Annotated in this window: 20 protein-coding genes and 1 tRNA gene; 12 read left to right on the forward strand and 9 right to left on the reverse strand. The window is 59.7% G+C overall.

Annotation, left to right across the window (positions count from 1 at the left end; translation table 11 throughout):
- Positions 1-3 precede the first annotated feature (3 nt).
- The gene (gene thiD / locus WG915_RS01655) at positions 4-816 is read left to right on the forward strand and encodes a bifunctional hydroxymethylpyrimidine kinase/phosphomethylpyrimidine kinase (RefSeq protein WP_339563618.1); all 813 of its coding nucleotides are present in this window, start codon (positions 4-6) and stop codon (positions 814-816) included.
- Here the strand turns inward: thiD and WG915_RS01660 are convergent.
- Complete coding sequence (locus WG915_RS01660; protein WP_339563619.1) at positions 813-1,394, reverse strand: class I SAM-dependent methyltransferase; 582 nt, start codon at positions 1,392-1,394, stop codon at positions 813-815. The two genes, thiD and WG915_RS01660, sit on opposite strands and share 4 nt — an antisense overlap.
- 10 nt (positions 1,395-1,404) lie before the next feature.
- Positions 1,405-1,845, reverse strand: coding sequence for a PaaI family thioesterase (locus tag WG915_RS01665; protein WP_339563620.1), 441 nt, complete (start codon positions 1,843-1,845; stop codon positions 1,405-1,407).
- A gap of 61 nt (positions 1,846-1,906) precedes the next feature.
- Here WG915_RS01665 and gndA point away from each other — a divergent pair, with 61 nt between their 5' ends.
- The 6 genes from gndA to WG915_RS01695 are packed head-to-tail and all read left to right on the forward strand — an operon-like array spanning position 1,907 to position 9,443.
- On the forward strand, positions 1,907-3,370 hold the full coding sequence (gndA, locus tag WG915_RS01670; protein WP_339563621.1) for an NADP-dependent phosphogluconate dehydrogenase: 1,464 nt from the start codon (positions 1,907-1,909) through the stop codon (positions 3,368-3,370).
- 6 nt (positions 3,371-3,376) lie between these two features.
- Positions 3,377-4,690 (forward strand): DEAD/DEAH box helicase, encoded by a 1,314-nt coding sequence (locus WG915_RS01675; protein ID WP_339563622.1) that lies wholly within the window; start codon positions 3,377-3,379, stop codon positions 4,688-4,690.
- A 21-nt stretch (positions 4,691-4,711) separates the two neighbouring features.
- Positions 4,712-6,094: a hemolysin family protein gene (locus WG915_RS01680; RefSeq protein WP_339563623.1), complete on the forward strand. Its 1,383-nt coding sequence runs from the start codon at positions 4,712-4,714 to the stop codon at positions 6,092-6,094.
- Positions 6,091-7,149 carry a hemolysin family protein gene (locus WG915_RS01685; protein WP_339563624.1) on the forward strand — a complete coding sequence of 353 codons (1,059 nt, stop codon included), beginning with the start codon at positions 6,091-6,093 and terminating at the stop codon, positions 7,147-7,149. Before WG915_RS01680 ends, WG915_RS01685 begins: the two co-directional genes overlap by 4 nt.
- On the forward strand, positions 7,127-8,029 hold the full coding sequence (locus WG915_RS01690) for a 3-methyladenine DNA glycosylase (RefSeq protein WP_445227759.1): 903 nt from the start codon (positions 7,127-7,129) through the stop codon (positions 8,027-8,029). Before WG915_RS01685 ends, WG915_RS01690 begins: the two co-directional genes overlap by 23 nt.
- Positions 8,030-8,033: 4 nt before the next feature.
- On the forward strand, positions 8,034-9,443 hold the full coding sequence (locus tag WG915_RS01695; RefSeq protein ID WP_339563626.1) for a vWA domain-containing protein: 1,410 nt from the start codon (positions 8,034-8,036) through the stop codon (positions 9,441-9,443).
- A gap of 80 nt (positions 9,444-9,523) precedes the next feature.
- On the opposite strand, the gene WG915_RS01700 is transcribed toward WG915_RS01695, so the two are convergent.
- The 5 genes from WG915_RS01700 to secA2 form a co-directional block, all read right to left on the reverse strand.
- Entirely contained in the window at positions 9,524-10,078 is a 555-nt protein-coding gene (locus WG915_RS01700) for a MerR family transcriptional regulator (protein WP_339563627.1), read from the reverse strand.
- A gap of 231 nt (positions 10,079-10,309) precedes the next feature.
- Positions 10,310-10,858: a bifunctional nuclease family protein gene (locus tag WG915_RS01705; protein ID WP_339563628.1), complete on the reverse strand. Its 549-nt coding sequence runs from the start codon at positions 10,856-10,858 to the stop codon at positions 10,310-10,312.
- Between the two features lie 11 nt (positions 10,859-10,869).
- Positions 10,870-11,652 (reverse strand): transcriptional regulator FtsR, encoded by a 783-nt coding sequence (gene ftsR, locus WG915_RS01710; RefSeq protein WP_339563629.1) that lies wholly within the window; start codon positions 11,650-11,652, stop codon positions 10,870-10,872.
- Positions 11,653-11,749: 97 nt separating this feature from the next.
- A complete protein-coding gene (gene odhI / locus WG915_RS01715; RefSeq protein WP_339563630.1) occupies positions 11,750-12,181 on the reverse strand; it encodes an oxoglutarate dehydrogenase inhibitor Odhl in 432 nt (143 codons plus the stop codon).
- A 121-nt stretch (positions 12,182-12,302) separates the two neighbouring features.
- The gene (gene secA2 / locus WG915_RS01720) at positions 12,303-14,585 is read right to left on the reverse strand and encodes an accessory Sec system translocase SecA2 (RefSeq protein ID WP_339563631.1); all 2,283 of its coding nucleotides are present in this window, start codon (positions 14,583-14,585) and stop codon (positions 12,303-12,305) included.
- Positions 14,586-14,744: 159 nt separating this feature from the next.
- On the opposite strand from secA2, the gene WG915_RS01725 reads away from it, so the two are divergent.
- From WG915_RS01725 to WG915_RS01745, 5 genes are all read left to right on the forward strand, one after another.
- Positions 14,745-15,899 carry a bifunctional alpha/beta hydrolase/OsmC family protein gene (locus WG915_RS01725; protein WP_339563632.1) on the forward strand — a complete coding sequence of 385 codons (1,155 nt, stop codon included), beginning with the start codon at positions 14,745-14,747 and terminating at the stop codon, positions 15,897-15,899.
- Entirely contained in the window at positions 15,896-16,276 is a 381-nt protein-coding gene (locus WG915_RS01730; RefSeq protein WP_339563633.1) for a YchJ family protein, read from the forward strand. Before WG915_RS01725 ends, WG915_RS01730 begins: the two co-directional genes overlap by 4 nt.
- A gap of 3 nt (positions 16,277-16,279) precedes the next feature.
- Positions 16,280-17,224, forward strand: coding sequence for a TIGR00730 family Rossman fold protein (locus WG915_RS01735; RefSeq protein WP_339563634.1), 945 nt, complete (start codon positions 16,280-16,282; stop codon positions 17,222-17,224).
- 107 nt (positions 17,225-17,331) lie between these two features.
- Positions 17,332-17,405 (forward strand) — tRNA-Pro (locus WG915_RS01740).
- A 1,147-nt stretch (positions 17,406-18,552) separates the two neighbouring features.
- Positions 18,553-19,314: a class I SAM-dependent methyltransferase gene (locus WG915_RS01745; RefSeq protein WP_339563635.1), complete on the forward strand. Its 762-nt coding sequence runs from the start codon at positions 18,553-18,555 to the stop codon at positions 19,312-19,314.
- Here WG915_RS01745 and WG915_RS01750 read toward each other — a convergent pair.
- Entirely contained in the window at positions 19,311-20,570 is a 1,260-nt protein-coding gene (locus WG915_RS01750; protein ID WP_339563636.1) for a hypothetical protein, read from the reverse strand. The two genes, WG915_RS01745 and WG915_RS01750, sit on opposite strands and share 4 nt — an antisense overlap.
- A gap of 411 nt (positions 20,571-20,981) precedes the next feature.
- Positions 20,982-22,586 (reverse strand): ribosome biogenesis GTPase Der, encoded by a 1,605-nt coding sequence (der, locus tag WG915_RS01755; RefSeq protein ID WP_339563637.1) that lies wholly within the window; start codon positions 22,584-22,586, stop codon positions 20,982-20,984.

Here is a 22,586-nt window from a genome sequence, read left to right on the forward strand (position 1 = left end):
AACATGAACCGTGCTATCCCAAGAGTTTTAAGTATCGCCGGCACCGACCCAACCGGTGGCGCCGGTGTGCAAGCAGATTTGAAGGCAATCCTGGCCGCAGGTGGTTACGGCATGAGTGTGGTCACCGCACTGGTTGCGCAGAACACCCAAGGAGTGCGCAGCGTCCATATCCCGCCCGTGGACTTCCTCCTAGAACAATTACGTGCGGTCTCGGATGATGTGCACATCGACGTCATTAAGGTCGGGATGCTGGGAAACGCGGAGATCATTCGTACCGTCTCCGAGTGGTACGCGGACATCACTGCCCCACTGGTTCTCGACCCAGTGATGGTGGCAAGCTCCGGAGACCGCTTGCTGGATAGTTCGGCCGAAGCGGCCCTGCGCGAGCTGTGTGGCCAAGCCGACCTAATCACGCCCAATATTCCCGAACTAGAGGTGCTTAGCGCTGAGCACCTCGACACCGCCGAGGCAGCCCTCCAGGCAGCACAGAACTTCGCCGCTGCGACGGGAACGCACGTGGTGGTCAAGGGCGGTCATCTCTCCGGCAGTGAGGCCGGCAATTGGCTTGTCGACGCCACCGGCATCGTCACCCAGGTCTCCACCCCACGCATCCCGACCAAGAACACTCATGGCACCGGATGTTCCCTCAGCGCTGCTGTGGCCACCCGCTTCGGGCAGACGGGCGACTGGGCGGAGGCGTTGACGTGGGCTACGCATTGGCTCAGCGAGGCCATTGCGCACGCGGACGCACTCGAGGTGGGCCAGGGCAACGGCCCCGTGGACCACGGTGTGCGTCTGCGCGGGGCGAGCAGTTAGCGATTCAGTATCGCGACGATAAAGTCGGACTGGGGAGTGAAAGGCTGAATGTCCCACGTGCCGAGGAGCAGGTTTTCTTTCAGTCCCGCTGCGGCGCAGTCCGTGAGGAATTGGCGGTAGTGGTAGCCACGATTGGTGCCAAAGCCAATCACCAAGCGGCCTTCGGCGGACAGTTGCTTGCCTAAGGCGGCTAGAGCGGCCTGCCGCTCCGACACCGCGAGGAATGTCATCACGTTGCCGGCCGATACGATCACATCGAATGGCCCCTCCGGCACTTCGCCCTGGGCCAGGTCACCGACATGCCATTGGCAGTCCGGGAAATCGGCGCGGGCGTAGCCGATCAGAGTTTCGTCGATGTCCACACCGACCACGTCGTGTCCGCGACGCGCTAGTTCACCACCGACGCGTCCCGTCCCACAGCCGGCATCGAGGATGCGGGCGTTTCGGGGCGCGAGGGCGTCGATAAAGCGCGCCTCCCCATTGATGTCCCTGCCCTCTGCGGCAAAGTTCTTCCAACGTCGCGCATAGTTCTCGGAATGATCCGGATTGGCAGCGACGATTTGCTTCCAGGTACTCATATCAGCGAGCTTAGCCCCCGAGCACCATCGTCCGAAGCATGGTCTGCGCTAACAGCCGATCGCGGTGAAAACACTTGATCTCAAAAGTCTGGGTGCTGTGCCCCAGATGCACCGGAACCGCCTCCGCTTCGATGACACCTGAGCCACAGGAGGCAATGAAATTGGTGCTGTTATTGATCCCCACCACCGGGCGACCACCAGCAGCACACAGGCCCGCAATCGAACCAAGGGTTTCCCCAATGCTGCAGTACACGCCACCGTTCACTAGCCCTGCTACCTGCAGTAGATCCTGAGTCACGGGGATTTCAGCCTGCACCCGCTCGGTGCTGACGTGAACGAATCTGATTCCGATGAGCTGCGCGAAGCCCCGATTGGCCTCGCTGAGAGCTGCGAGTTCCTCCTGGCTCAATGGTCGTTCTTTGGCCTGCGCAAACAACTGGGAAATCTCCATGACTGGGATTCTAGACGGTTGCTGAACTAGCTCGCTGAGTGGAGCAGGTACGATGGGCATCATGACTGAGAACACCGGAAACACTGCCCGCGCTCACATCGGGGTTGTTGGTTTGGCCGTCATGGGCTCGAACCTGGCTCGCAACTTCGCATCACGTGGCCACACTGTCGCCGTCTTTAACCGCTCTTACGAGAAGACCGCAGTGCTCATGCACGAGTTTGGAGCCGACGGCGACTTTATCCCGGCAAAGACGATCGAAGAGTTCGTCGCTTCCCTGGAACGCCCCCGTCGCGCCATCATCATGGTGCAGGCCGGTGCCGCAACCGACGCAGTGATCAACCAGCTTGCCGACGCCATGGAGCCCGGCGACATCATCATCGACGGCGGAAACGCGCTGTACACCGACACGATTCGTCGTGAAAAGGAAATCTCCGCTCGTGGCCTGCACTTCGTGGGCGCTGGGATTTCCGGCGGCGAAGAAGGCGCACTGAACGGTCCCGCGATCATGCCAGGCGGCCCTAAAGAATCTTATGAGTCCCTTGGCCCGCTGCTGGAGTCCATTGCTGCAGTCGTCGATGGTGTTCCGTGCTGCACCCACATCGGAGCCGACGGCGCTGGACACTTTGTGAAGATGGTCCACAACGGCATCGAATACGCCGACATGCAGGTCATCGGCGAGGCCTACCACCTGCTGCGCTATGCCGCGAACATGGAGCCTGCCGAGATCGCAGCGGTGTTCAAGGAATGGAACACCGGCGATCTGGACTCCTACCTGGTAGAAATCACCGCTGAGGTGCTGTCCCAGGTGGATGCAGAAACGGGCAAGCCGCTTATCGACGTCATTGTCGATGCCGCTGGCCAAAAGGGCACCGGCCGTTGGACAGTGAAAGCCGCATTGGATCTCGGCATCGCTACCACTGGCATCGGTGAAGCCGTGTTCGCCCGCGCGCTCTCCGGTGCACGCTCGCAGCGCGCCGCGACGATGGGCAACCTGCCAACCGGCGAATTGAGCTCTTTGGAAGCGCTCGGAACTGATCGCGAGCAGTTCATCGAAGATGTCCGCCGTGCGCTCTACGCCTCCAAGCTGGTGGCTTATGCCCAAGGCTTCGATGAGATCAAGGCCGGTGCTCTGGAGAACGGCTGGGATGTGGATCCTCGTGACCTGGCTACCATCTGGCGTGGCGGCTGCATCATCCGCGCTAAGTTCCTCAACCGCATCAAGGAGGCATACGACACCAACCCGGATGTCGAGTCCCTGTTGCTCGACCCATATTTCAATGGCGAAATGGCAAACTTGATGGATTCTTGGCGTCGCGTGGTAGTTGCCTCGACCCAACTCGGCCTGCCTATCCCGGTCTTCGCCTCTTCCCTGTCATACTATGACTCCCTGCGTGCAGAGCGATTGCCAGCAGCCCTCATCCAGGGCCAGCGCGATTTCTTCGGCGCACACACCTACGAGCGCACCGACAAGTCGGGCCACTTCCACACCCTGTGGAGCGGCGATCGCTCTGAAATTGAGGCTTAAAACCTGTTGAATACCTTTTCCGACCTTGGTCTGCCAGTTCCTATTGTTCAGGAGCTGAACAATCAAGGCATCACCGCCCCGTTCCCGATCCAGGAAGCCGCTATCCCCAACGCTTTGGCGGGGCGGGACATCCTGGGCCGTGGCCCTACGGGTTCCGGTAAAACTTTTACCTTCGGCCTGCCGATGCTCACTCGGCTATCGCAGAGCGGTTCATCCCGGCCGAAACATCCGCGTGGCTTGATCCTCGCACCCACCCGCGAACTCGCTGCGCAGATCCAACAGCGTCTCGAACCGTTGGCTGCCACTCTAGGGCTGCGGATTATCGACGTCGTTGGTGGCGTAGCCATCAGCCGCAACATCAAGGCATTGAGCCGACCGGTAGACATTTTGGTGGCTACCCCGGGCCGCGCCCAGGACCTCATCAACCAGAAGCAGCTGTTTTTCGACGCCGTGGACATCACCGCCGTCGACGAAGCAGACCACATGGCTGACATGGGCTTCCTGCCCCAGGTTCGTAAGCTGCTAGATCTGACACCCGCGCAGGGGCAACGCTTGCTGTTCTCTGCGACGCTTGATGGTGACGTCGATAAGCTGGTAAAGCGCTACCTGCACGACCCGGTGACTCACTCGACCGCGCCTGTGGAGGCGTCGGTAGACACGATGACGCACTACCGTCTGCTGTGTGGCGACCGTGATCAGCGTGGCGAGGTCGTGCTGCAGATCGCGGCCCGCGAAGGCAAAACGATCATGTTCATGCGGACCAAGCATGGTGTGGACCGCCAGGTGAAGAAGCTGCGTCGCGTCGGCATCAACGCCGTCGGAATTCATGGTGACAAGGGCCAAAACACTCGCATCGCAGCGATCGAGGGTTTCACCTCCGGAGATGTACCCGTGTTGGTTGCCACCGACATCGCGGCCCGCGGTATCGACATTTCGGGGGTCTCGCTGGTGGTGCACATCGATCCGCCCGCCGAGCACAAGGCTTATCTGCACCGCTCGGGACGTACCGCGCGTGCGGGAACTTCCGGAGCCGTCGTCACGTTAGTCATGAGTGAGCAGCGTAAGGAAGTGGACACTTTGGTAAACAAGGCTGGAGTCTCCGCCCCGGAGGTCGATGTCCTCGCCCACCCCGGCAAGCTCGTCGATATTACGGGGGCGCGTCGCCCTAGTGGCACAGCCTTGCCTACACCAGGCCAGCAACAGCCAAGGAAGGCTGCAACCGGCCAGGGTGGTTCCGCTCCTCGACGTCGCACCAAGAAAACCCCGATCGCAACGCCACGTGGTCAAAAGGCCGCACCGCGTCGCAGTAAACGCAGATAAAGGACACCTCGCCCGCTACACATGGACATATTCATCAGCATCGTTTCACTGCTCGGATTCATCGCGCTGACCGCGGGAACCGGACTCTTTGTTGCCATCGAGTTTGCGCTCAGTGGTCTCGAGCGATCTTCGGTGGAAGAGCATGTGCGCATGAAGGACGACGGTCTAGCCCGCGCGGTCCAGCGCGACCATAACAACCTCTCCTTCGTGCTTTCGGGCGCCCAGCTGGGCATCACGATCACCACCCTGGCTACTGGTTTCCTTGCGGAGCCCATCCTGGCCCGTTACTTCACGCCCGTGCTCAAACTGGCGGGATTGGGTGAGTCCCTTGCTACGGCAGCAGCACTGGTCATCGCGATGATCGTGGCGACGCTGCTGTCCATGGTCTACGGCGAACTAGTACCTAAAAACTATGCCATCACCGAGCCCCTCCGGGCTGCCCGCTTTGCTAGCCGGCCAGTGCATGCCTTCAACATGGTGTTCAAATGGTTCATCGTCGGCATGAATTCCACTGCGAATGCGGTGCTGCGCAAATTCAACATCGAACCTGCTGATGAGTTGGCATCCGCCCGCTCCGCAGAAGAACTGCAGTCCTTGGTGCGTAACTCGGTGGAGCACGGAGAATTCGACCAGTCCAAAGCACGACTGGTGAATAACTCCCTGCAATTCGGCGAATCCAGCGCAGAAGACTTTATGACTCCGCGCTCGAAAATCGAAGCGTTGAGCGTAGACGATACCGTGGCGGATCTGCTGGAATTGGCCCGGGATACCGGACATTCCCGCTTCCCCGTCATCGACGGAGACCTCGATGACACTATCGGTGTCGTGCACGTCAAGAATGCTTTTGCAGTGCCCGTCGAGAAGCGGGCGACGGTGACGCTGCGCTCAATCGCACGCCCGGTGCCCGTCATCCCCGCCAGTCTCGATGGCGATTCCGTCCTGGAGGCTGTACGCTCGGCGGGCTCGCAGGTGGTGCTCGTAGCGGACGAATACGGCGGCACTGCCGGCTTGGTGACCATCGAGGACGTGGTCGAAGAGATCCTCGGCGAGGTCTATGACGAATACGATGACGCGGAGGCCGAACGTGACTTCGTTCGCGACGGCGCCGCCTGGACTGTTTCCGGGTTAGCCCGCATCGATGACATTCCGGAAACCATCGGCTATTACCCACCCGAGGGACCTTATGAGAGCCTCGGCGGGCTAATTATGACAGTCCTCGGCCGGATCCCCGAGGAAGGCGATCTAGTGGTGCTGCCGGATGCGGGCAATGACGCCTTCAACGAGTTTGAGTCCGGTATCCGCGGCAGGTGGACCGCGCTCGTGTTGGCGATGGACGGTCGCCGAGTCGACCGGGTCACCATCCAGCCGATCTCCAATGAACGCGCCGAGGAGCTGACACGATGAGTTTCACATCCGCCATCGCGCTGACCGTATTCTTGCTCGCGCTCAACGCCTTCTTCGTGGGCGCCGAATTCTCCCTGATCACCTCTCGCCGCGATCGCTTGGAAGCCCTCATCGCCCAGGGTAAGGGACGCGCCCGCCAGGTCCTAGCGGCCTCCGAAGACCTTTCGATGATGCTCGCCGGCGCCCAATTCGGCATCACCATCGCCTCGCTGATCCTCGGTAAAGTCGGCGAACCGGCGATCGCCCACCTCATCGAGGTTCCTTTCCACGCCGCCGGGCTACCCGACGCCCTGCTGCATCCCCTCTCCTTTGCGATTGCTCTACTCATCGTCACGATTCTGCACATTCTCTTCGGCGAGATGGTGCCTAAGAACATCGCGATCGCCGGCCCCGAGACAGTCGCTATGATGCTCGTTCCAGCACATATCCTCTTTGTGAAGTTCACCCGTCCGTTGCTGCATGCCATGAATTCCATGGCCCGACTGACACTCAAAATCTTCGGAGTGGAGCAACGCGATGAGCTCGACTCCACCGTCAACCAGCAGGAACTGGCCTCCATGATCCGGGAGTCCCGTTCGGAGGGGCTGCTGGATGCCGAGGAATCCGCCCGCCTGACTAAGGCACTGCGCTCCGATGCCCGCAGCATCAACGAGGTGCTCATCCCTATTGAGAACGCACGGATGCTGAATTTTGGCACCACGGGGCCTTCGCTGGGCGCGCTCATGGACGCTGTCAATGCCACCGGATATTCGCGCTTCCCAGTGACTGCCAAGGGCGGTAATCCCGTCGGATATGTGCATGTGAAGGACATCCTAGACCGTCTCGACGGCACCCAGGCCGAGCGCGATACCATCCTGCCACGCGCAAGTCTGCGCCCGTTGACCACGCTCGCAGCCAACACCTCACTCGATGAAGCGATGGCCACCATGCGCAAGCGCCGCGCCCACATGGCGCAGGTGCGAGACTCCGGCCAACTCATCGGCCTGATCACCCTCGAGGACCTCATCGAGGAATACGTGGGCACCGTTCGCGATGGGACGCATAAGGGTGCTTGAGTTACTTGAGCCGGCCCAGTGGCAACAGTTGCAGCAAGAACACCAGGATCGCGCGGAAGCGCTGACGCGGGAGCACCTGCGGCGTCGTAAAGCGGGCGAAACTCACCCGGTGTGGGACTTCCTGTTCAACTACTACCCGATCAAACCGGCGATTCTGGCGCGTTGGCACCCGGGTATCGGCCGCGCGCTGCTTATCGACGTCAAAAGCCCGCCCCCGCACCTAGACTGGCGCGACTACTGCCAGATCGAGACGGATGCTGGACCCGCAGTGACCGCCGATATCGCGGCCTTGCATGCGCGCCGGGGCGAATCCTTTGAGTTTATTGCGGAACTGCTCCGGCGTACGCAGGACAATCCCGCGCATTTCGATTGCTTCGGGCTGCACGAATGGGCCATGGTGTACCGAACCGAGCAACCTCGGCACTCACTCCCCTTGCGTCTGGGCCCGGAAGGAACAGCCCGGGTGGTGGAATCTCACAGCATTCGTTGCACTCATTACGATGCTTTCCGATTCTTCACCGAACCGGCCCGACCACTAAATTTCCGGGTGCTCAATCGCACTGACCAGGTCGAGTGCGAGCAGCGCGGCTGCTTGCACGCCGGGATGGACCTGTACAAGTGGGCGTACAAGCTCGGCCCGCTGGTTGCCGGGGATATCTGGCTGGATGCCTTCGAACTAGCGTGCGACATCCGCCAGCTGGATATGGAGGCCTCTGCCTACGATTGCCGTAGCCTCGGTCTGGGGATGGTGCCTATTGAAACCCCAGCTGGCAAGGCCGAATACGTGACACGCCAGCGCGCCCTCAGTGACTCTGCGGGCCCAATCAGGCAATATCTTATTAATGCATTAGACAGATTCAGCGTCGAAGCCGGGAGTTAAGTACATGGGTCGCCACAGTTCAGACAATCGCACCAGCGGAGTTGCCAAAGAGCTCATCTATGGTGTGATTGCCGTCGTTGTGGTCATCGCGCTCCTGGCAGCGTGGTTCCTCGTGCGTGGCAAGTCCGCCGATTCTCACGACAATAAAGCGCTGTGCCCCGCCGGCGACCTCAGTGTTCCCTTCGCCCTCCTCGGCGAGACGAAGGCCGCCACGAAGCTGCAGGACGAGTTCATCGCAACGCATCCGATGGTGCAGGACTATTGCATCACTGGCTTCAGCGAAGCTCCCCTGGCGGAAGCAGCACTGGTCTACAGCAATGACAGCGATGCTGGGACGAAGGCGCAGCTAGCAGCTGCACAGCAGTCTGCTGCCAGCAGCGACTGGCCCATTGTTTCACTGAGCGATATTGGAATCGCGGCGCCGCAGAGCTACCTGGATAAAAACAAACTGGAGTCCTGGGAGCAAGTACGCGATGTGGCCTTCCTGAAGGAACAACCGCTCGCCGCCGCTATCGCAGCAAAGGCCATGCAGGATGATGCCCCTCAGCTGGTGGCCTGCGACCAGGCGGTGGCGAAGAAGCAAGCAATCATCACTCCGAATGAGGATCTTCCTGCTGGTTATTCCTTCCAGGCGCCTCAGAATCCATCAGTGTTCAGCGTGCCAAACCGAGCTTTGGCTGTGAATCCTTCCTCCGCTACCAGTGAGGAGAAGGCGCGCGCGGCCGCCGAGTTTGTTCGCTATGCGGAAGAGCACTCCGCGAAGGTGGAGGGCCCAGCAGCGGATACGATTGCGGCCGCCGTCGCTGGACCTGCAACGCCTGCGGCACCAGCCACCACTACGCCAGCAGCCCAGAGCAAGGTATCTAATACGCTGGTCGTCCTGGACACCTCCGAGGGCATCAACCCGGTGTTCCCGGCAGTCTCTACCGCCCTGGCGGATAGGATTCGGAAGATTGGTGCCGCGGGCGCGCAAGTGGGCTTGTGGAACTATTCCTCGCCAATGTCCCCTGGTGTCACCCGCGGATGGCGGCCGAATGTCGGTCTGGAAGATACCAGCCGCGGTGAGAACGCCGCCACGGCGGTCACCCGCTTCGGAACTGGCGGTAAGCCGCTGACGCATGCGACGTTGGTGAGTGCGCTGCAGACCGCGCAGGATTATGCGAAGGAAAGCAACAAGCCGCAGAAGGTAGTCTTTGTCACCACTGGCACGGCAGATGCCGGTGCTGCCGGGCAATTGGATTCCGCATTGGCAGGCATCGATACCACCAAGGTGCAGCTCCAGGTGGTACACGTGGGCGATGGCGAAGTGGATAAGGAACTCAGCGACTGGGCTAGCTCACATGGTGGCGCCGCAGCCGTCGCTAGCAAGGACGCGGAGTTCGGTCCGGCGTTGGACAAGGCCTTCGGTAACTAATTCCTTAACTACAGCAAAAGCCACCGCCTTCCCCAGGGAGTTAACAAGGAAGGCGGTGGCTTTATCGTTGCTGCGGGTACTTAGCTTACGACGCGGCGACGACGACGTGCGGCAAGCTCGTCCGTGATAGAAGCGGTCTCGACGTCGACACGCTCGGAAGGGAAGGCAGAAATAGTGCCAGTAAGTTCCTTCATGATTCCCGGTACGGCGATACCAAAGACGCCCTGTCCGCCACCGAGCAGGTCAATGACCTCTTCGCTGGAACGGCACTCATACACGGTGGTGCCGTCGGAGACGAGCGTGATGTTGGCGAGGTCTTCCACGCCGAGGTCACGCAGCTTATCGACGGCCAGTCGGATGTTTTGCAGGGAGATACCAGTATCGAGCAGCCCCTTGACGATCTTCAGGACCAGGATGTCCTTGAAGGAGTACAGGCGCTGGGAACCGGAGCCGTGCGCACCGCGGATAGTGGGAACAACCAGCTTGGTGCGTGCCCAGTAATCGAGCTGGCGGTAAGTGATTCCGGCGACCTGGCAAGCGATCGGTACGCGGTAGCCGACCTCCTGGTCGGGGCCGACGTCGAACAGCGAACCCTGCACGGCGCGCTCTTCGAATTCTGCGGTGCGGTTATCCACGTAATTTCTCCCTTGTAATTATTTGCTCGTCGCAATACCACTTATCTTTAAGCAAGGTTAGACCAACGTCAAGTGTTCACCACCAGACACGCCCTAAACTTCAACCTCAAGTTTAGAGTTTAGGCCTAATGGGTCACTCTGTCACCTTTAATCACAGGCGTGTCATTAGTTTTCTTCTTTAACAAACAAAAAACCTGCCCACAGGCAGGTCACATGGTGATTCGACAAGAATTACTCATCGCCGAGTAAATCATCCTCGGATACGCCCAAACTGCGCATCAGCTCTTCAAAGTCGGCATCTGCTTGCGCGTCACCGAAGGAAGATTCCTCCCCTACTTCGGGTGCCTCCATAACCAAATCGAAATAGGAAGCAAGATCCGGGGCCGATACAAAGAGCGACGTTTGGTTCAAGACATCCTCGTCCACCAAGACCGGCGCCTGCACGATCCGAGCAATCACCAAGGCATCGCTCGCACGGGCATCGACCTCATCGCCATTAAGCAACACGATTGAAGCAATGAACACACCCTGGTGCTGACTGACAATACGGATCTCAGATACACCGCCACCCTGTTGCTGGTAGGCATCCACCAACAAGTCATAAGCATTAGGACGTCGTGGCGACATTCCGGAGTCGCGGATATCAAGCTCATCAGCTACCGCGGCGGCGATCCACATCGGAAGCACCAAACCACGATCGAGCCATTGTAGGAGCACGCAAGGAAACATCTCCGGCCCAATGGGCGTGACGCCACCGAACTCAACGGGAAGGAATGCCATAACTTTGGCCCTTAACCCAGCTGGTCGCGCAAAGAGCTCTTGACGAGCGAGGCATGCAAAGAAACGACGAGAGCCGTCAGCTGCTGGGAGAGTTCTTCCGCGCGCTCGCGAGCAGTATCACTCTTAGACTGCGCGATCGGACCAGCTACCTGAGCGATGAGGTCAGCCTGACGCTGGGCCGTATTTCGCAGGGAGCGCAGCTGCCGCACGTCAAAGCCGAATTCTTCCAGCGCAGCACAGGTGGACACCACCCGCACATCATCCGCGGTAAAGAATCCCGAACGGTCGCCACGGATCAAACCAGCAGCAGCGATAGTCGCAACCACCTCGGCGGTTACTCCCGCTTGCTCTGCAACATCATCATTGGTCAGGCGGGCAGCGCCGGGCGCCCGGAAGTTATCCGGGCTGATGATCGGGCTGGCTTCTTTGGCGCTCAACAGCGTAGTGACCGTGCCATTGTCCATCGCGTCGAGTTGCTCGCGGATCACCTTCAGCGGCAAGTAGTTGTCGCGCTGGGTCACCAAGATGTAGCGCAAGCGCTCCACGTCAGCCTCGGTGAAGCGTCGATAGCCGGAGGCGGTTCGTTGCGGGGCCACCAAGCCTTCCGATTCTAGGAACCGGATCTTAGAGACGGTGATGTCATCGAATTCTTGCTGCAAGCGGTCTAGCACCACACCGATAGACATCGTCTTCGGAGTCTTCGAGGTTTTAGATGCCCGTGCTGCCGCGGCCGACCTGGCGGGCTTCGGAGCTCGAGCTGCAGCTGCTGATGCTGGCTGAGTTACTGCGCTCACGCGTCACTTCACTTCGTGTGCTCGTAGGGACAGGGGACAATCGGCGCAAGGGACCAGCTTTTAAGCTGCGCCACGCGTGCGCCGATGAAAAGAAATCCTAGACCTTAGGGCCAGCGAGGAAAACCAAGCGGAACTTGCCAATCTGAACCTCGTCCCCAGTGGAAAGCACCTGGGAGTTCTTTGGCTCACGGTTCACATAGGTGCCGTTGAGGGATCCGACGTCCACAACCTCGAACTCGCCATCATTCATACGGAACTCTGCATGGCGACGAGAAACAGTCACATCATCCAGGAAGATATCGGACTCTGGGTGACGGCCTGCAGTGGTCGTGGCCTGATCCAAGAGGAAGCGAGAACCAGCATTCGGACCACGCTTAACCACTAACAGCGCTGCACCTGCAGGAAGATTGTCGTTACCCGCCACAGCTGGAGTGGAGCTCGCGCCGGATTCCATTTCCTTCAACAGGTCAGCACGAAAAACAGAGGTGGTCTCGACTGTTGCGTCAGGAATACCGGTGTTGTCGCTCATTATTCTTAAACCTCCGGGTTTGGATTACACCTACTAAGTAATGGCTCCATCATAGCGGGTGTTCCTACCCGTGGTGCACCACATGCCCTCCGAAACTGCCGAAAACTGGACTTTCCGCAGCTCAATTGAACATAGATCGAAAGCCATTAACCAGAGAACTTCCCGTTTCAGCGAGCGGATTGTCCCCCACCATGTAGGTCCACGTGGCGGATGGGCGAACCAAACCGGCGTTTTCGAGGTGGGCACCATCGGCGTCGATAAGCACCGTGCGGAAGGTGTCCGTGCTGTTGTCGACGGCCGCCTGCGCCAACTGCTTGAACTCGGTGACAGCAATGCGGTGGAACTCGTCGAGCGGCGTTTCGCGAGCGATGGCCCGCAGATGAATGGACTCGCGGACATCGTCGAGCAAGGCCAAGTGATCACTCCAGGAACGATCCAGGTGGAAGAGCATGATCTCACGGGCGGCCTGCTCCAGCACCGACTGTGGCAGCCCGCTCAGAGCCGCAGCCCGCTCCGGGGCACGCTCGGCGAGCTCGTCCCAGGCGCGTGGGGTATCCAGCAACGCTGCCCGACGTTCGTCGATGATCTGACGCTGGTCAGAAATCAGCTTGTTGTACTTCCAGGTCTGTGCGTGGATCTCCAGCAGCTGCCCTTCGGTAACCCGCTGGCAGTGATCCACGAATTGCTGCGCGCGCTTCGTATTAATCAGGCCGCTAGCATCCGGAGTGGCGGTGAGATTCTCCCCTTCCCCGCCGCTGGCGACCACGTCATCCTCCAGCGACACAAAGAACAGCGAGCTACCCGGATCACCCTGACGGCCGGCGCGGCCCCGCAACTGGTTATCCAGGCGGGACGTGCGGTGTCGGCCGGTACCGATAACTGCCAAGCCTCCCAGCGCAACAACCTTATCCCGGTCGGCCTCGTCCGCACCGCCGAGGCGAATATCGGTACCGCGGCCGGCCATCTGTGTGGACACTGTCACCCGCCCGATATCGCCAGCCTCCGCGATGATGCGGGCCTCCTCGGCATCATTCTTAGCGTTGAGCACGGAGGTTTCGATGTCGAACTCCGCCAAGGCGGCGGCAAGCCCCTCCGACTCGGCGACATCGTGTGTACCCACGAGCACCGGCTGGCCGGTGGCGCTCAGACGACGAATCTCGGCGACGATGGCACGATTCTTCTCCTCCGTCGTGGCGTAGATGCAGTCAGCTTGGTCGAAACGCTGCAACTCACGGTTGCGATCAATGACGGAAACATGCAGCCCATAGAATTGACGCAGCTGATCTGTGGCCTCCACCGCGGTGCCGGTCATGCCGCACACCAGCGGATAGCGCCCCATCAGTGCTTGCAGAGTAATCGAGTCCAGGATCCGGCCGCCGTCCGTCACAGCCAGCCCTTCCTTAGCTTCCACGGCGGCCTGAATCCCATCGGGCCAGCGCTGCAAATCCGCAACGCGCCCCTTGGAGGCGTCGATGAGCTGCACCTTGCCGTCGCGAACGATGTAGTGGACATCGCGGATGAGCAGGGCGCGGGCATGCAGCGCCAGGTTGACGTGCACGAGTGTGGTGCCGACGTGCTCGTCGTCGAAAAGCGAGTCGATGCCCAGTGCCTGTTCCACGCGACGTGCGCCCTCGTCGGTGAGGAAGGCGTTGCGGCCGTCGGAGTCAATCGTGAAGTCACGCTGTTCCACCAAGGTGCGCACCACCTGCGTGATCTGCCCGGTCGGCGCGGTGCCGGGTTCAGAACCTGCGAGCACCAGGGGTACCAGCGCTTCGTCGACCAGCACTGAGTCCGCCTCATCGACGATCGCGACGTCCGCGCCACGCTGTACAGCCTGGCGTCGGGAGGTGATCAGTTGATCGCGCAGCACGTCAAAGCCGATTTCATTGACCGGCCCATAAACGATGTCGCACTTGTATGCTTCTCGACGTGCCACCGCATCCATCTGCTCGGTGATGCTGGCAACTGTCAGCCCGAAGAACTCCATGAGCGGACGGTTCCACTCAGCATCGCGATGCGCGAGATAATCATTGACGGTAATCGAATGCACGCGCTTGCCCATGAGCGCATAACCGGTTGCTGCCATCGCCCCGACCAGGGTCTTCCCCTCACCGGTGGCCATATGCACCACATCGCCCTCCAAGAGGCGCAGCGTCGCCTGAGACTGCACAGCAAAGGGCTGAATCCCCAGGGTCCGCTTGGTAGCGATGCCGAGGATCGCCAAGAATTCCGCAGGATCGCTGAGCTCACCCGTCGACGTCACATCGCGCGCCCGCTGCGCCAACGCGGCATCATCGAGCTGCTCTAAAGCATTAGCGGCGGCTTGCGCCTTATCGACGATCGCCTGACTCCGCTTCTGGTTGCGCCCAGACTTTCCACCTAGCGCCTTCCACAGCCAATCCATCGCGACACCCTCTTTTCTCAAGCCATTGCTTATCCCCACAACTCTAACGCAGCTGGGCAGGACACCGGTGCGATCACTGCCGCGAGACTTTGATTAGGATTAGCGGGGATTACCCCCACTGTCTTGATCCATAGGTAGATGAAAGGACGCTACTGTCAAGTGCATTCCATCAGCGTTTCCTTCCCGAGCAGCGCCGGCTACAAAATCGCCGGCACCGTCGACATGCCCGAGACCACGCCCTTGGCCTGGGCAATGTTCTCGCACTGCTTCGCAGGCAGCCGCTTCACCCCAGCGGCATCTCGCACCTCCAAATGGCTAGCCGAACATGGCATCGCCTGTCTCCGCTTCGACTACCCCGGCCTCGGCCAATCTGAAGGCGACTTTGCAGATTCCTCCTTCACAATGAATGTGGCCGACCTGCAAGCCGCCGCCCAGTGGCTTGCCGAGAACTATCAAGCCCCACAGTTGCTGATCGGCCACTCCCTCGGTGGCGCAGTGGCGATTAAGGCTGCAAAGGATATGGCGTCGATACGCGCGGTTGCCACCATGGGCGCGCCTTTCGACCCCGCCCACTCCGTGCTGCACTTTGCCGACAAAATCGGCGAGGTGGACGAAAACGGCGCGGTACCAGTGACCTTGGGCGGCCGGGAAATCACGATTTCTCGCCCCTATCTGGAAGACCTCGCGGAGATTAACCCGGAGGAGTACATCGGCCGGCTCCGCAAGCCACTCCTGATCCTGCACTCCCCGGTCGACCAGACCGTCGGTATTGATTCTGCGCAGAAGATCTATCTGGTCGCGCGCTACCCGAAGTCCCTGGTCTCGCTGGATAAGGTCGACCATCTGATGACCCGCGAGGGTGCCGCGCAACATGCCGCCAGCATGATTTACACGTGGTTTAAGAAGTACCTTCCAGAGCCACAGCGCCCTGACCTGCCGGAGGCTGTCGCCGAGGCGCGCTCAACCCGCTCGACGAAGATGAGCGCCGTGGTAGCCACCGGCTCGCGCGAGCTCTTCACCGACCAACCGCGTTCCGGCGGCGGCAAAGACCTTGACATCTCCCCTACCTCATTGTTTGTCTCCGCGCTGGCTAGCGACGCCAATAATGCAGTGCGTGCCGCGGCGCAGGAACACCGGATTCGCGGCCTCGAGGACGTGCAGGTAACTGTGTCTGCATCGAATGGCGCCATCGAGCGGGAAGTCACCCTTGTCGGAGAGCTTTCAGACAGCGAACGTGCCACATTGGCTGCCGCGGTGGGCACTGGGGCCGTCGGTACGCTGCTCGGTGCTACCGTCAAGGACACCCTGCGGTGATCACTCACGACGCCCGTTGCCCCTGCGGGATCGGGTTAAGCTACGGCGAATGCTGCGCTCGCTACCACCGCGGGGCCACTGCACCTACTGCAGAAGCCCTGATGCGCTCGCGCTACACGGCCTTTGTCGTGCACGACGAGGACTATTTGTTGCGCACCTGGCATCCCGATACCAGGCCGAGCACCTTGGGTTTCGATGACACCGTGCAGTTCTACCGTCTCGACATCGTGGCCTGCGAAGGCGGCGGGCCACTCGATTCCGTTGGCGCCGTCGATTTCGAAGCCCACTTCCGCATTGGCGAGCAACGCGGAAGCCAGCAGGAACACTCCAGTTTCGCCAAGGTCAACGGATCCTGGCTCTATGTTGAGGAAGGCTAAACCTTGTCCCTAATCACCGTCTCTGCAGTGCTCCTTCGCGATGCAGCCGGCTGCATCCTCACCGTGCGCAAACGCGGCACCTCCTTGTTCATGTTCCCAGGCGGCAAACCAGAACCCGGAGAGACGGCAGAGGAAGCTGCGCGCAGGGAAGTTCGCGAGGAGCTGGGCCTGCAGCTCAGTTCTTTGCGCTATGTCGGATCCTTCAGCGCCCCGGCTGCCAACGAAGCAGACCACACCGTGTCCGCCGAGGTGTTCAGCGCTGTCAGTGTCGCAGAGCCACTGCCAGCTGCTGAGATTGAAGAAATGGCGTGGGTGGATCCAGCCGATCCACACGTCCCGCTGGCACCGCTGCTCGCCCAGCAGGTCTTCCCGATTCTGCCTGCGCCAGTGCGCGCCATCACCGTTTTCTGCGGCTCCGCCCACGGCAACTCCCCTGCCTACTCCAGCGCCGCGAAGGCACTCGGCACCGCGATGGCAGAAAACGGACTTGTATTGGTCTACGGCGGCGGCAAAGTCGGGCTCATGGGCGACATTGCCGACGCACACATCGCCGCAGGTGGTACTAGCCACGGGATCATCCCGCAGGGACTTGCTGACAAGGAACTCGCACATCCGGGCGTAAGCAACCTAGAAATAGTCACCACCATGCACGAACGTAAGGCCCGTATGGCTGAGCTTGGCGACGCCTTCGTGGCCATGCCCGGTGGCGCAGGCACCTTGGAAGAACTATTCGAGGCCTGGGTCTGGCAGATCCTCGGCATCCACCACATGCCGGTGGCCCTCTATGGACGCGACTTCTGGGCGCCACTGATGACCATGTTGGAGAAGATGCGCGATCAAGGGTTCATCGACGCCGCCTTCGTGGACGCGCTCATCGTCGTTGATAACCCCGATGAGCTGCTGCGCAGCATCCACTCCTGGACCCCACCCGCGGCGAAGTGGTCCTAGCGTTGTCATTCGGGTCGGGCGATTTAGTTGAATTACCCGACCCGAATGTTTTTCAAAATCGGCGAATGTTGTAGCCTAGAATTCGTTGCTTTTCTTAAAGGCAACAACGGGCTGTGGCGCAGTTTGGTAGCGCACTTGACTGGGGGTCAAGGGGTCGTCGGTTCGAATCCGGTCAGCCCGACATTTTCCTGGCCAGAGGGTTTTTTACACCTGCTGGGCCAGATTTTTCATTGTTAGCCCTGTTTTGAACGGTGGCGAATGCTGAAAATCGGAGTTGGTGACAGGGAAATTACCCTCAGGTACGGCACAAGCCCGTTTCAAAGCACCTGACAGATTGATGTACTCCACCCTTCACGCATTCCATGACGAGCTTGAAGCACTGGGCTGCCTGAGTAGAACGAGCCGAGAAATCGCGTTGGGCATCTGGCCGCCTCCGATCAAGACTGAGGACACCACAACCACGGTTGGCGATCTAGCCCGTTACTATCTCAAGGCGAAACACTGTGCTCGATGCCTATTAAGGAAACAGGTAACGAACTGGCAGCAGAGACTACGCGAGCTGTACATCGATACTTCCGAACCGGAACTACAAGGTGTACCGAATGGTGTGGTCAGTGTTCGCAGATGCCGGACAACCTGAGGATGGCGGCAATCATCTGCTTGCTCCACGGACTCAGGACCGGAGAGACACTAGCGCTCCAGCCTTCGACCTGAGCAGGGATCTGAGGCGAACCGTGGGTATCTGCTGGAGCTAGCCCCTCGGCGTGGTCGCCCTATTCCTAAACGCCCACCGGCCTGCCTGAAACTACCGCTTGCAAGATAATCAAGGTAGCCATCCCGAAAACAAGGAAACCTGGGAGTATAGCCCCTAAGCAGGCGAAAATCACAGATCTTTTGTAGATCCCATAGCCCAAACCGGCTACACAGCACGCCAGGGTAACTCCCAGATATGCGTTGTGTTGGCTCCAGCCAACAAGTGGAGCTATGTTGCAGAGAATCGAAACCACAATCAAGGCTCCCCATTCCAAGGGTGTTATTTTTCTATTCCACATATTCCTCGCTTTCGCTGTGGCCAAATCAGAGATCGCGCTAGCTTGGCAGCTTCATCTTTCTGTCCTCCCAGTTTTGGGGTGCGCGAGAATTTCTAAAGACGTCAGCTTAGGCTAATTCTCCGCATGAAAGGCACCGTACAGCTATTGGTGAAGTTTGTCATAAGCGGAAATCCGCCCGCCTTTAGCCTTGCGCCCCCGAAACCTACAGGTCATTGAAAAGGAATCGCGCGCAACAGCGGACGCTATTCCACGGAAAAGACTGGGTATTCTACTAGCATGACCACCCCGCCCCGTTCTGGCCAAGACACACCTCAGTTTCGCTCCGCCGAACACCGAACGCACACCGCACAGGCCTTTCAATCCGGCGCCCGCGAGTACGCCGATATACGGCCGGGATATCCTGCAGAGGCACTCGATCTCCTAATAGATATCGAAGGCCCGATTCTGGATGTAGGTGCTGGCACCGGGAAGCTCACCGAGCAATTATCGGGAGAAGTTTGGGCGCTGGATCCTAGTCGGGACATGGTGAAGCAGCTGCGGGCGTCGATAAGCGTGCCCGTGTGGCAGGCGACTGCGGAGGACACTGCCCTCTTAGCTGGCGCGGCCGCTGCTGTTACGAGCGCACAGACATGGCACTGGGTGGAGCCGGTTCGGGCTAGCTCCGAAATGGATCGCATCATCAAACCTGGTGGCGCGTTGGTGTTGTTGTGGAACACCCTTGATGTTCGCGAGCCGTGGGTGCATCGGCTAACGCGGATCATGCACGCTGGAGATATCCAGAAGCCGGGGTTCTACCCCGAAGTACATGCGCCGTGGCAACTCGCGCGGGAAGTCAGGACAAACTGGCGGCAGGCTCTCAAAGCTCAAGACCTGTTCCGGCTGATGTCCACGCGCGCCTATTGGCTACGCAACGGAGAACAGGTCAGGCAGAAGATGACTTCCAACCTGACCTGGTATCTCTATGAGCATCTAGGGTTCACACCCGAGCAACAGATCGAGTTGCCCTATCGTTGCGATGCTTTCCGTTACGAGCGTTAACCCGCTGGGTAGTAAGCGATGGTTGAAAACTGCTTGTCGTAGGCGAACAGGCCCTGGGCAGCACTTTGGAGATCGCGAGGCTCGGCAGCATTAGCGATGACCTTGTGCTCAGACACGGTCTCCCCTGTTGCTAGCGAGATCGTGCGGATCAAGTTGCTGCCATCAGAGTCATCGCCAGAAACATAGCTGAGGTTCTTGCCGTCGGTGACGGTGTGCTCAGAGACCACGCGAGATGGGATAGTCCAGGTGGCGGTACCTGTCGCCTCGATCGTGTCCGCGTCGGTGTTGCGAAGCTGAATGCCGTCGATGTCCTGCGCGATATCTACCACTTGCTCGGCAGTTGCCGGTTGCGCCAATGTTGCTTCTGGGGTGAGGGGCGTGCCCTCTTTGCTGAGTTCGAGCTCCGCGGCACCCATGACAACCTTCACAGTGTCAGCAACCTCGATCCGAGCGCCGTTGCCAGGAACCATGGCTTCGGCAGCGCGCGGCACGGCCACGGTCCACCGCTCAGCAGGGTTTTCAGGTGTTCCAGCTGCAACTTCAATCATTCCGGCACCGTTCGTGCGCGCTGAATAGAGCACGCCGTCAGCAAAACCGAAAGCCTCTGGGACGAATCCCGGATTGATCTCCGTGCCGAAGGCGGCTGCGGATGGGTTGAATGGGGCCCAGGTGCCGGAGTTCTGTCGGCACGGCAATGCCCCGCCGAGGTCGACTCGCTGGCATTCCAGGGAACGATCCTGCCAGAGCAGGCTACCGTCTTTCATAGAGAAGGCAGCGGTACCGGCGTCGTTAAGCACGGAGCTGCGCAGGCCTACCAACATCACATCGCCGATCTGTAGCGGGGCGACAGTGTCGGAGCCGTGCAGTGGGCCGAGGCGCATGCCGTCGATCTCCTTGTCCAGCGTGAGCGACCAAGCCGCATTGTCCGCAAGCCCATTCAAGTCGCCAGCAGTGGTGCCATCCGCGTTCGCGGGCACGGTGCCAGTAACCACCTGACTGGTAGTAGTCGATGGGAACGCGGAGGTGACCTCAGATGTGGTCTGGCCGGCAACTGAGCTGAAGACAGAGTCGGTGCCACGGTGAGCAGGAGAGGTGACGGTTTCAGCGTGGCTTACAGCGCAGCCCGCAGCGGTGGCCAGCACGGCAGTTAAGCCGAGCAAGCCCGCACCGCGCTTGACGACGGCAACAACACCATTGTAATCCTCGCGGGAAGCTCGAGCATTGATGGCTGCCGTGGTGTGCTGAAAATTCATCATTCCTACTTCATGGGCCTAACAGGGTTTATGCGGTGGCGCGAAAGCCTACAACTAGTCAATCGGGAAGGTTACAGATTCGTTAACAAATTTCGGATTTTTCTTGATCATTTCGTGATCAAAACAATAAATCAAGTTGTTGGACTTGACGTCATGCGACCATAATTGCCACATACCTACCAATGGTTTCACGTGAAACATTGACACCTCTAGGCACTTTAGTCACACGACTAACAAGTGTCCGAAGCATTCCAGAAACCATCAAGTCCCAAACCTTGATATTGCCACCTTGCTCTCCCAAGGTCGCGCCCCAGTATCCATGCTCACGCTGCAGTGTCCAACAATTTTGCAAAGCAAAGTGCCCGGGTTCTCCCACTAGCAGCTGGAGATCCCGGGCACTTACCCGACGTACGGTTACTTGCGGACGCGCTTTTCCCGCACTCGCACGGCAATCTTTACTGGGGTGCCATCGAAGCCGAAGCTCTCCCGGAACATGCGTTCCAGGTAGCGGCGATAGCCCGCCTCAAGGAAGCCAGTGGTGAACAAGACGATCACCGGTGGTCGCGTGGAAGCCTGGGTGGCAAACAACACGCGCGGCAAACGTCCGCCCCGCATCGGAGGTGGATTCTGTGCGATCACAGCGCGCAGCCAGTTATTCAGCTGGCCGGTACTCACGCGCTTATCCCACGCCTCCAGCGCCTCAATCATTGCGGGCTCGAGACGCTGCAATGCGCGACCGGTAGATGCGGAGATGTTGATGCGCTTCACCCATGGGATGTGGTTCAGCTGAATGTCGATTTCACGGTCAAGCAGCTCGCGGCGATCCTCGTCAACCAGATCCCACTTGTTGAACGCGATGACCAGTGCCCGACCAGATTCGATGATCATGGACAGCACGCGTTGGTCTTGCTCTGAGATGGCCTCGGAGGCGTCGATAAGCATGACGCACACCTCGGCAGCGTCGATGACGCCCCGGGTACGCAAGGAGGCATAATACTCGTGCCCCTGCGCGTTTTTGACCTTCTTGCGCAGCCCGGCGGTGTCGATGAACTTCCACAACTGCTTGTCCAGCTGAACGAGGGAGTCCACCGGGTCGACGGTGGTACCAGCCACATTATCGACGACCGATCGTTCTTCACCAGTGATCTTGTTCAGCAGCGAAGACTTGCCCACGTTTGGCTTGCCGACGAGTGCAACGCGGCGCGGCCCCTGCACAATCGAAGGATTGCGCGGCTCCGCTGGGAAGGAAGCGACGACCTTGTCCAGCACATCAGCGCCACCGCGACCATGCTGCGCAGACACTGGGTATGGCTCGCCAAGGCCGAGGGCCCAGAACTCAGCGACATCTGCAAGCTGGTTGTCAGAGTCAGCCTTATTGGCCACCAGGATTACTGGAACTTCAGCGCGTTGCAGATTACGAGCCATAACGGAATCGGTTTCGGTGATGCCCACCTTGGTGTCTACCACCATGATGATGACGTCTGCTGTCTTCATGGCAGTTTCTGCTTGGCGTGCGATCGCACCGTGAATGCCGCGGGCGTCGGGATCCCAGCCGCCGGTATCCTGCACCCAAAAGCGCTGGCCAGTCCACTCTGCGAGATAGGAGATGCGGTCCCGAGTCACGCCCGGATGGTCCTCCACCACGGCCTCGCGGCGAGCCAAGAAACGGTTGGTCAAGGAAGACTTTCCCACGTTCGGCCGGCCCACGATGGCCACGGTGCACAGGTTTTCTTCTTCAAAGGTCAGCGGGGTGAGGCCGAATTCGCGTTCGACTTCATCCCATTCTTCTTCATCGTGCTCTTCCCCGAAGTCGGCCTCGCCGAACTCCGAGTCATCAAAATCATCGTCAGTTTCGAAGCTGAAATCATCTTCATCGAAATCTGCCGCAGCATAGCCGCCGCCTGGGGCCACTACTTCTTCGTCTGTGTAGGCCTTATCGGCTGAAATTTCGCCACCCTGGGTGTGGTAGACGAACATGGTTTCTGGTTCGTCGTGGAGGTCGCGATCTTTGGAGCTCAT

Origin of the sequence: Corynebacterium sp. H128, assembly GCF_037482625.1 — a bacterium.
Classification (GTDB): domain Bacteria; phylum Actinomycetota; class Actinomycetes; order Mycobacteriales; family Mycobacteriaceae; genus Corynebacterium.

What these genes read in the sequence shown, in the direction of transcription:
- WG915_RS01750 (WP_339563636.1), bottom strand. Translation starts at nt 20,570, where the DNA reads ATGATGAATTTTCAGCACACCACGGCAGCCATCAATGCTCGAGCTTCC.
- WG915_RS01680 (WP_339563623.1), top strand. Translation starts at nt 4,712, where the DNA reads ATGGACATATTCATCAGCATCGTTTCACTGCTCGGATTCATCGCGCTG.
- secA2 (WP_339563631.1), bottom strand. Translation starts at nt 14,585, where the DNA reads ATGGATTGGCTGTGGAAGGCGCTAGGTGGAAAGTCTGGGCGCAACCAG.
- WG915_RS01685 (WP_339563624.1), top strand. Translation starts at nt 6,091, where the DNA reads ATGAGTTTCACATCCGCCATCGCGCTGACCGTATTCTTGCTCGCGCTC.
- thiD (WP_339563618.1), top strand. Translation starts at nt 4, where the DNA reads ATGAACCGTGCTATCCCAAGAGTTTTAAGTATCGCCGGCACCGACCCA.
- WG915_RS01660 (WP_339563619.1), bottom strand. Translation starts at nt 1,394, where the DNA reads ATGAGTACCTGGAAGCAAATCGTCGCTGCCAATCCGGATCATTCCGAG.
- WG915_RS01690 (WP_445227759.1), top strand. Translation starts at nt 7,127, where the DNA reads ATGGGACGCATAAGGGTGCTTGAGTTACTTGAGCCGGCCCAGTGGCAA.
- WG915_RS01705 (WP_339563628.1), bottom strand. Translation starts at nt 10,858, where the DNA reads ATGGCATTCCTTCCCGTTGAGTTCGGTGGCGTCACGCCCATTGGGCCG.
- gndA (WP_339563621.1), top strand. Translation starts at nt 1,907, where the DNA reads ATGACTGAGAACACCGGAAACACTGCCCGCGCTCACATCGGGGTTGTT.
- WG915_RS01745 (WP_339563635.1), top strand. Translation starts at nt 18,553, where the DNA reads ATGACCACCCCGCCCCGTTCTGGCCAAGACACACCTCAGTTTCGCTCC.
- odhI (WP_339563630.1), bottom strand. Translation starts at nt 12,181, where the DNA reads ATGAGCGACAACACCGGTATTCCTGACGCAACAGTCGAGACCACCTCT.
- WG915_RS01695 (WP_339563626.1), top strand. Translation starts at nt 8,034, where the DNA reads ATGGGTCGCCACAGTTCAGACAATCGCACCAGCGGAGTTGCCAAAGAG.
- der (WP_339563637.1), bottom strand. Translation starts at nt 22,586, where the DNA reads ATGAGCTCCAAAGATCGCGACCTCCACGACGAACCAGAAACCATGTTC.
- WG915_RS01665 (WP_339563620.1), bottom strand. Translation starts at nt 1,845, where the DNA reads ATGGAGATTTCCCAGTTGTTTGCGCAGGCCAAAGAACGACCATTGAGC.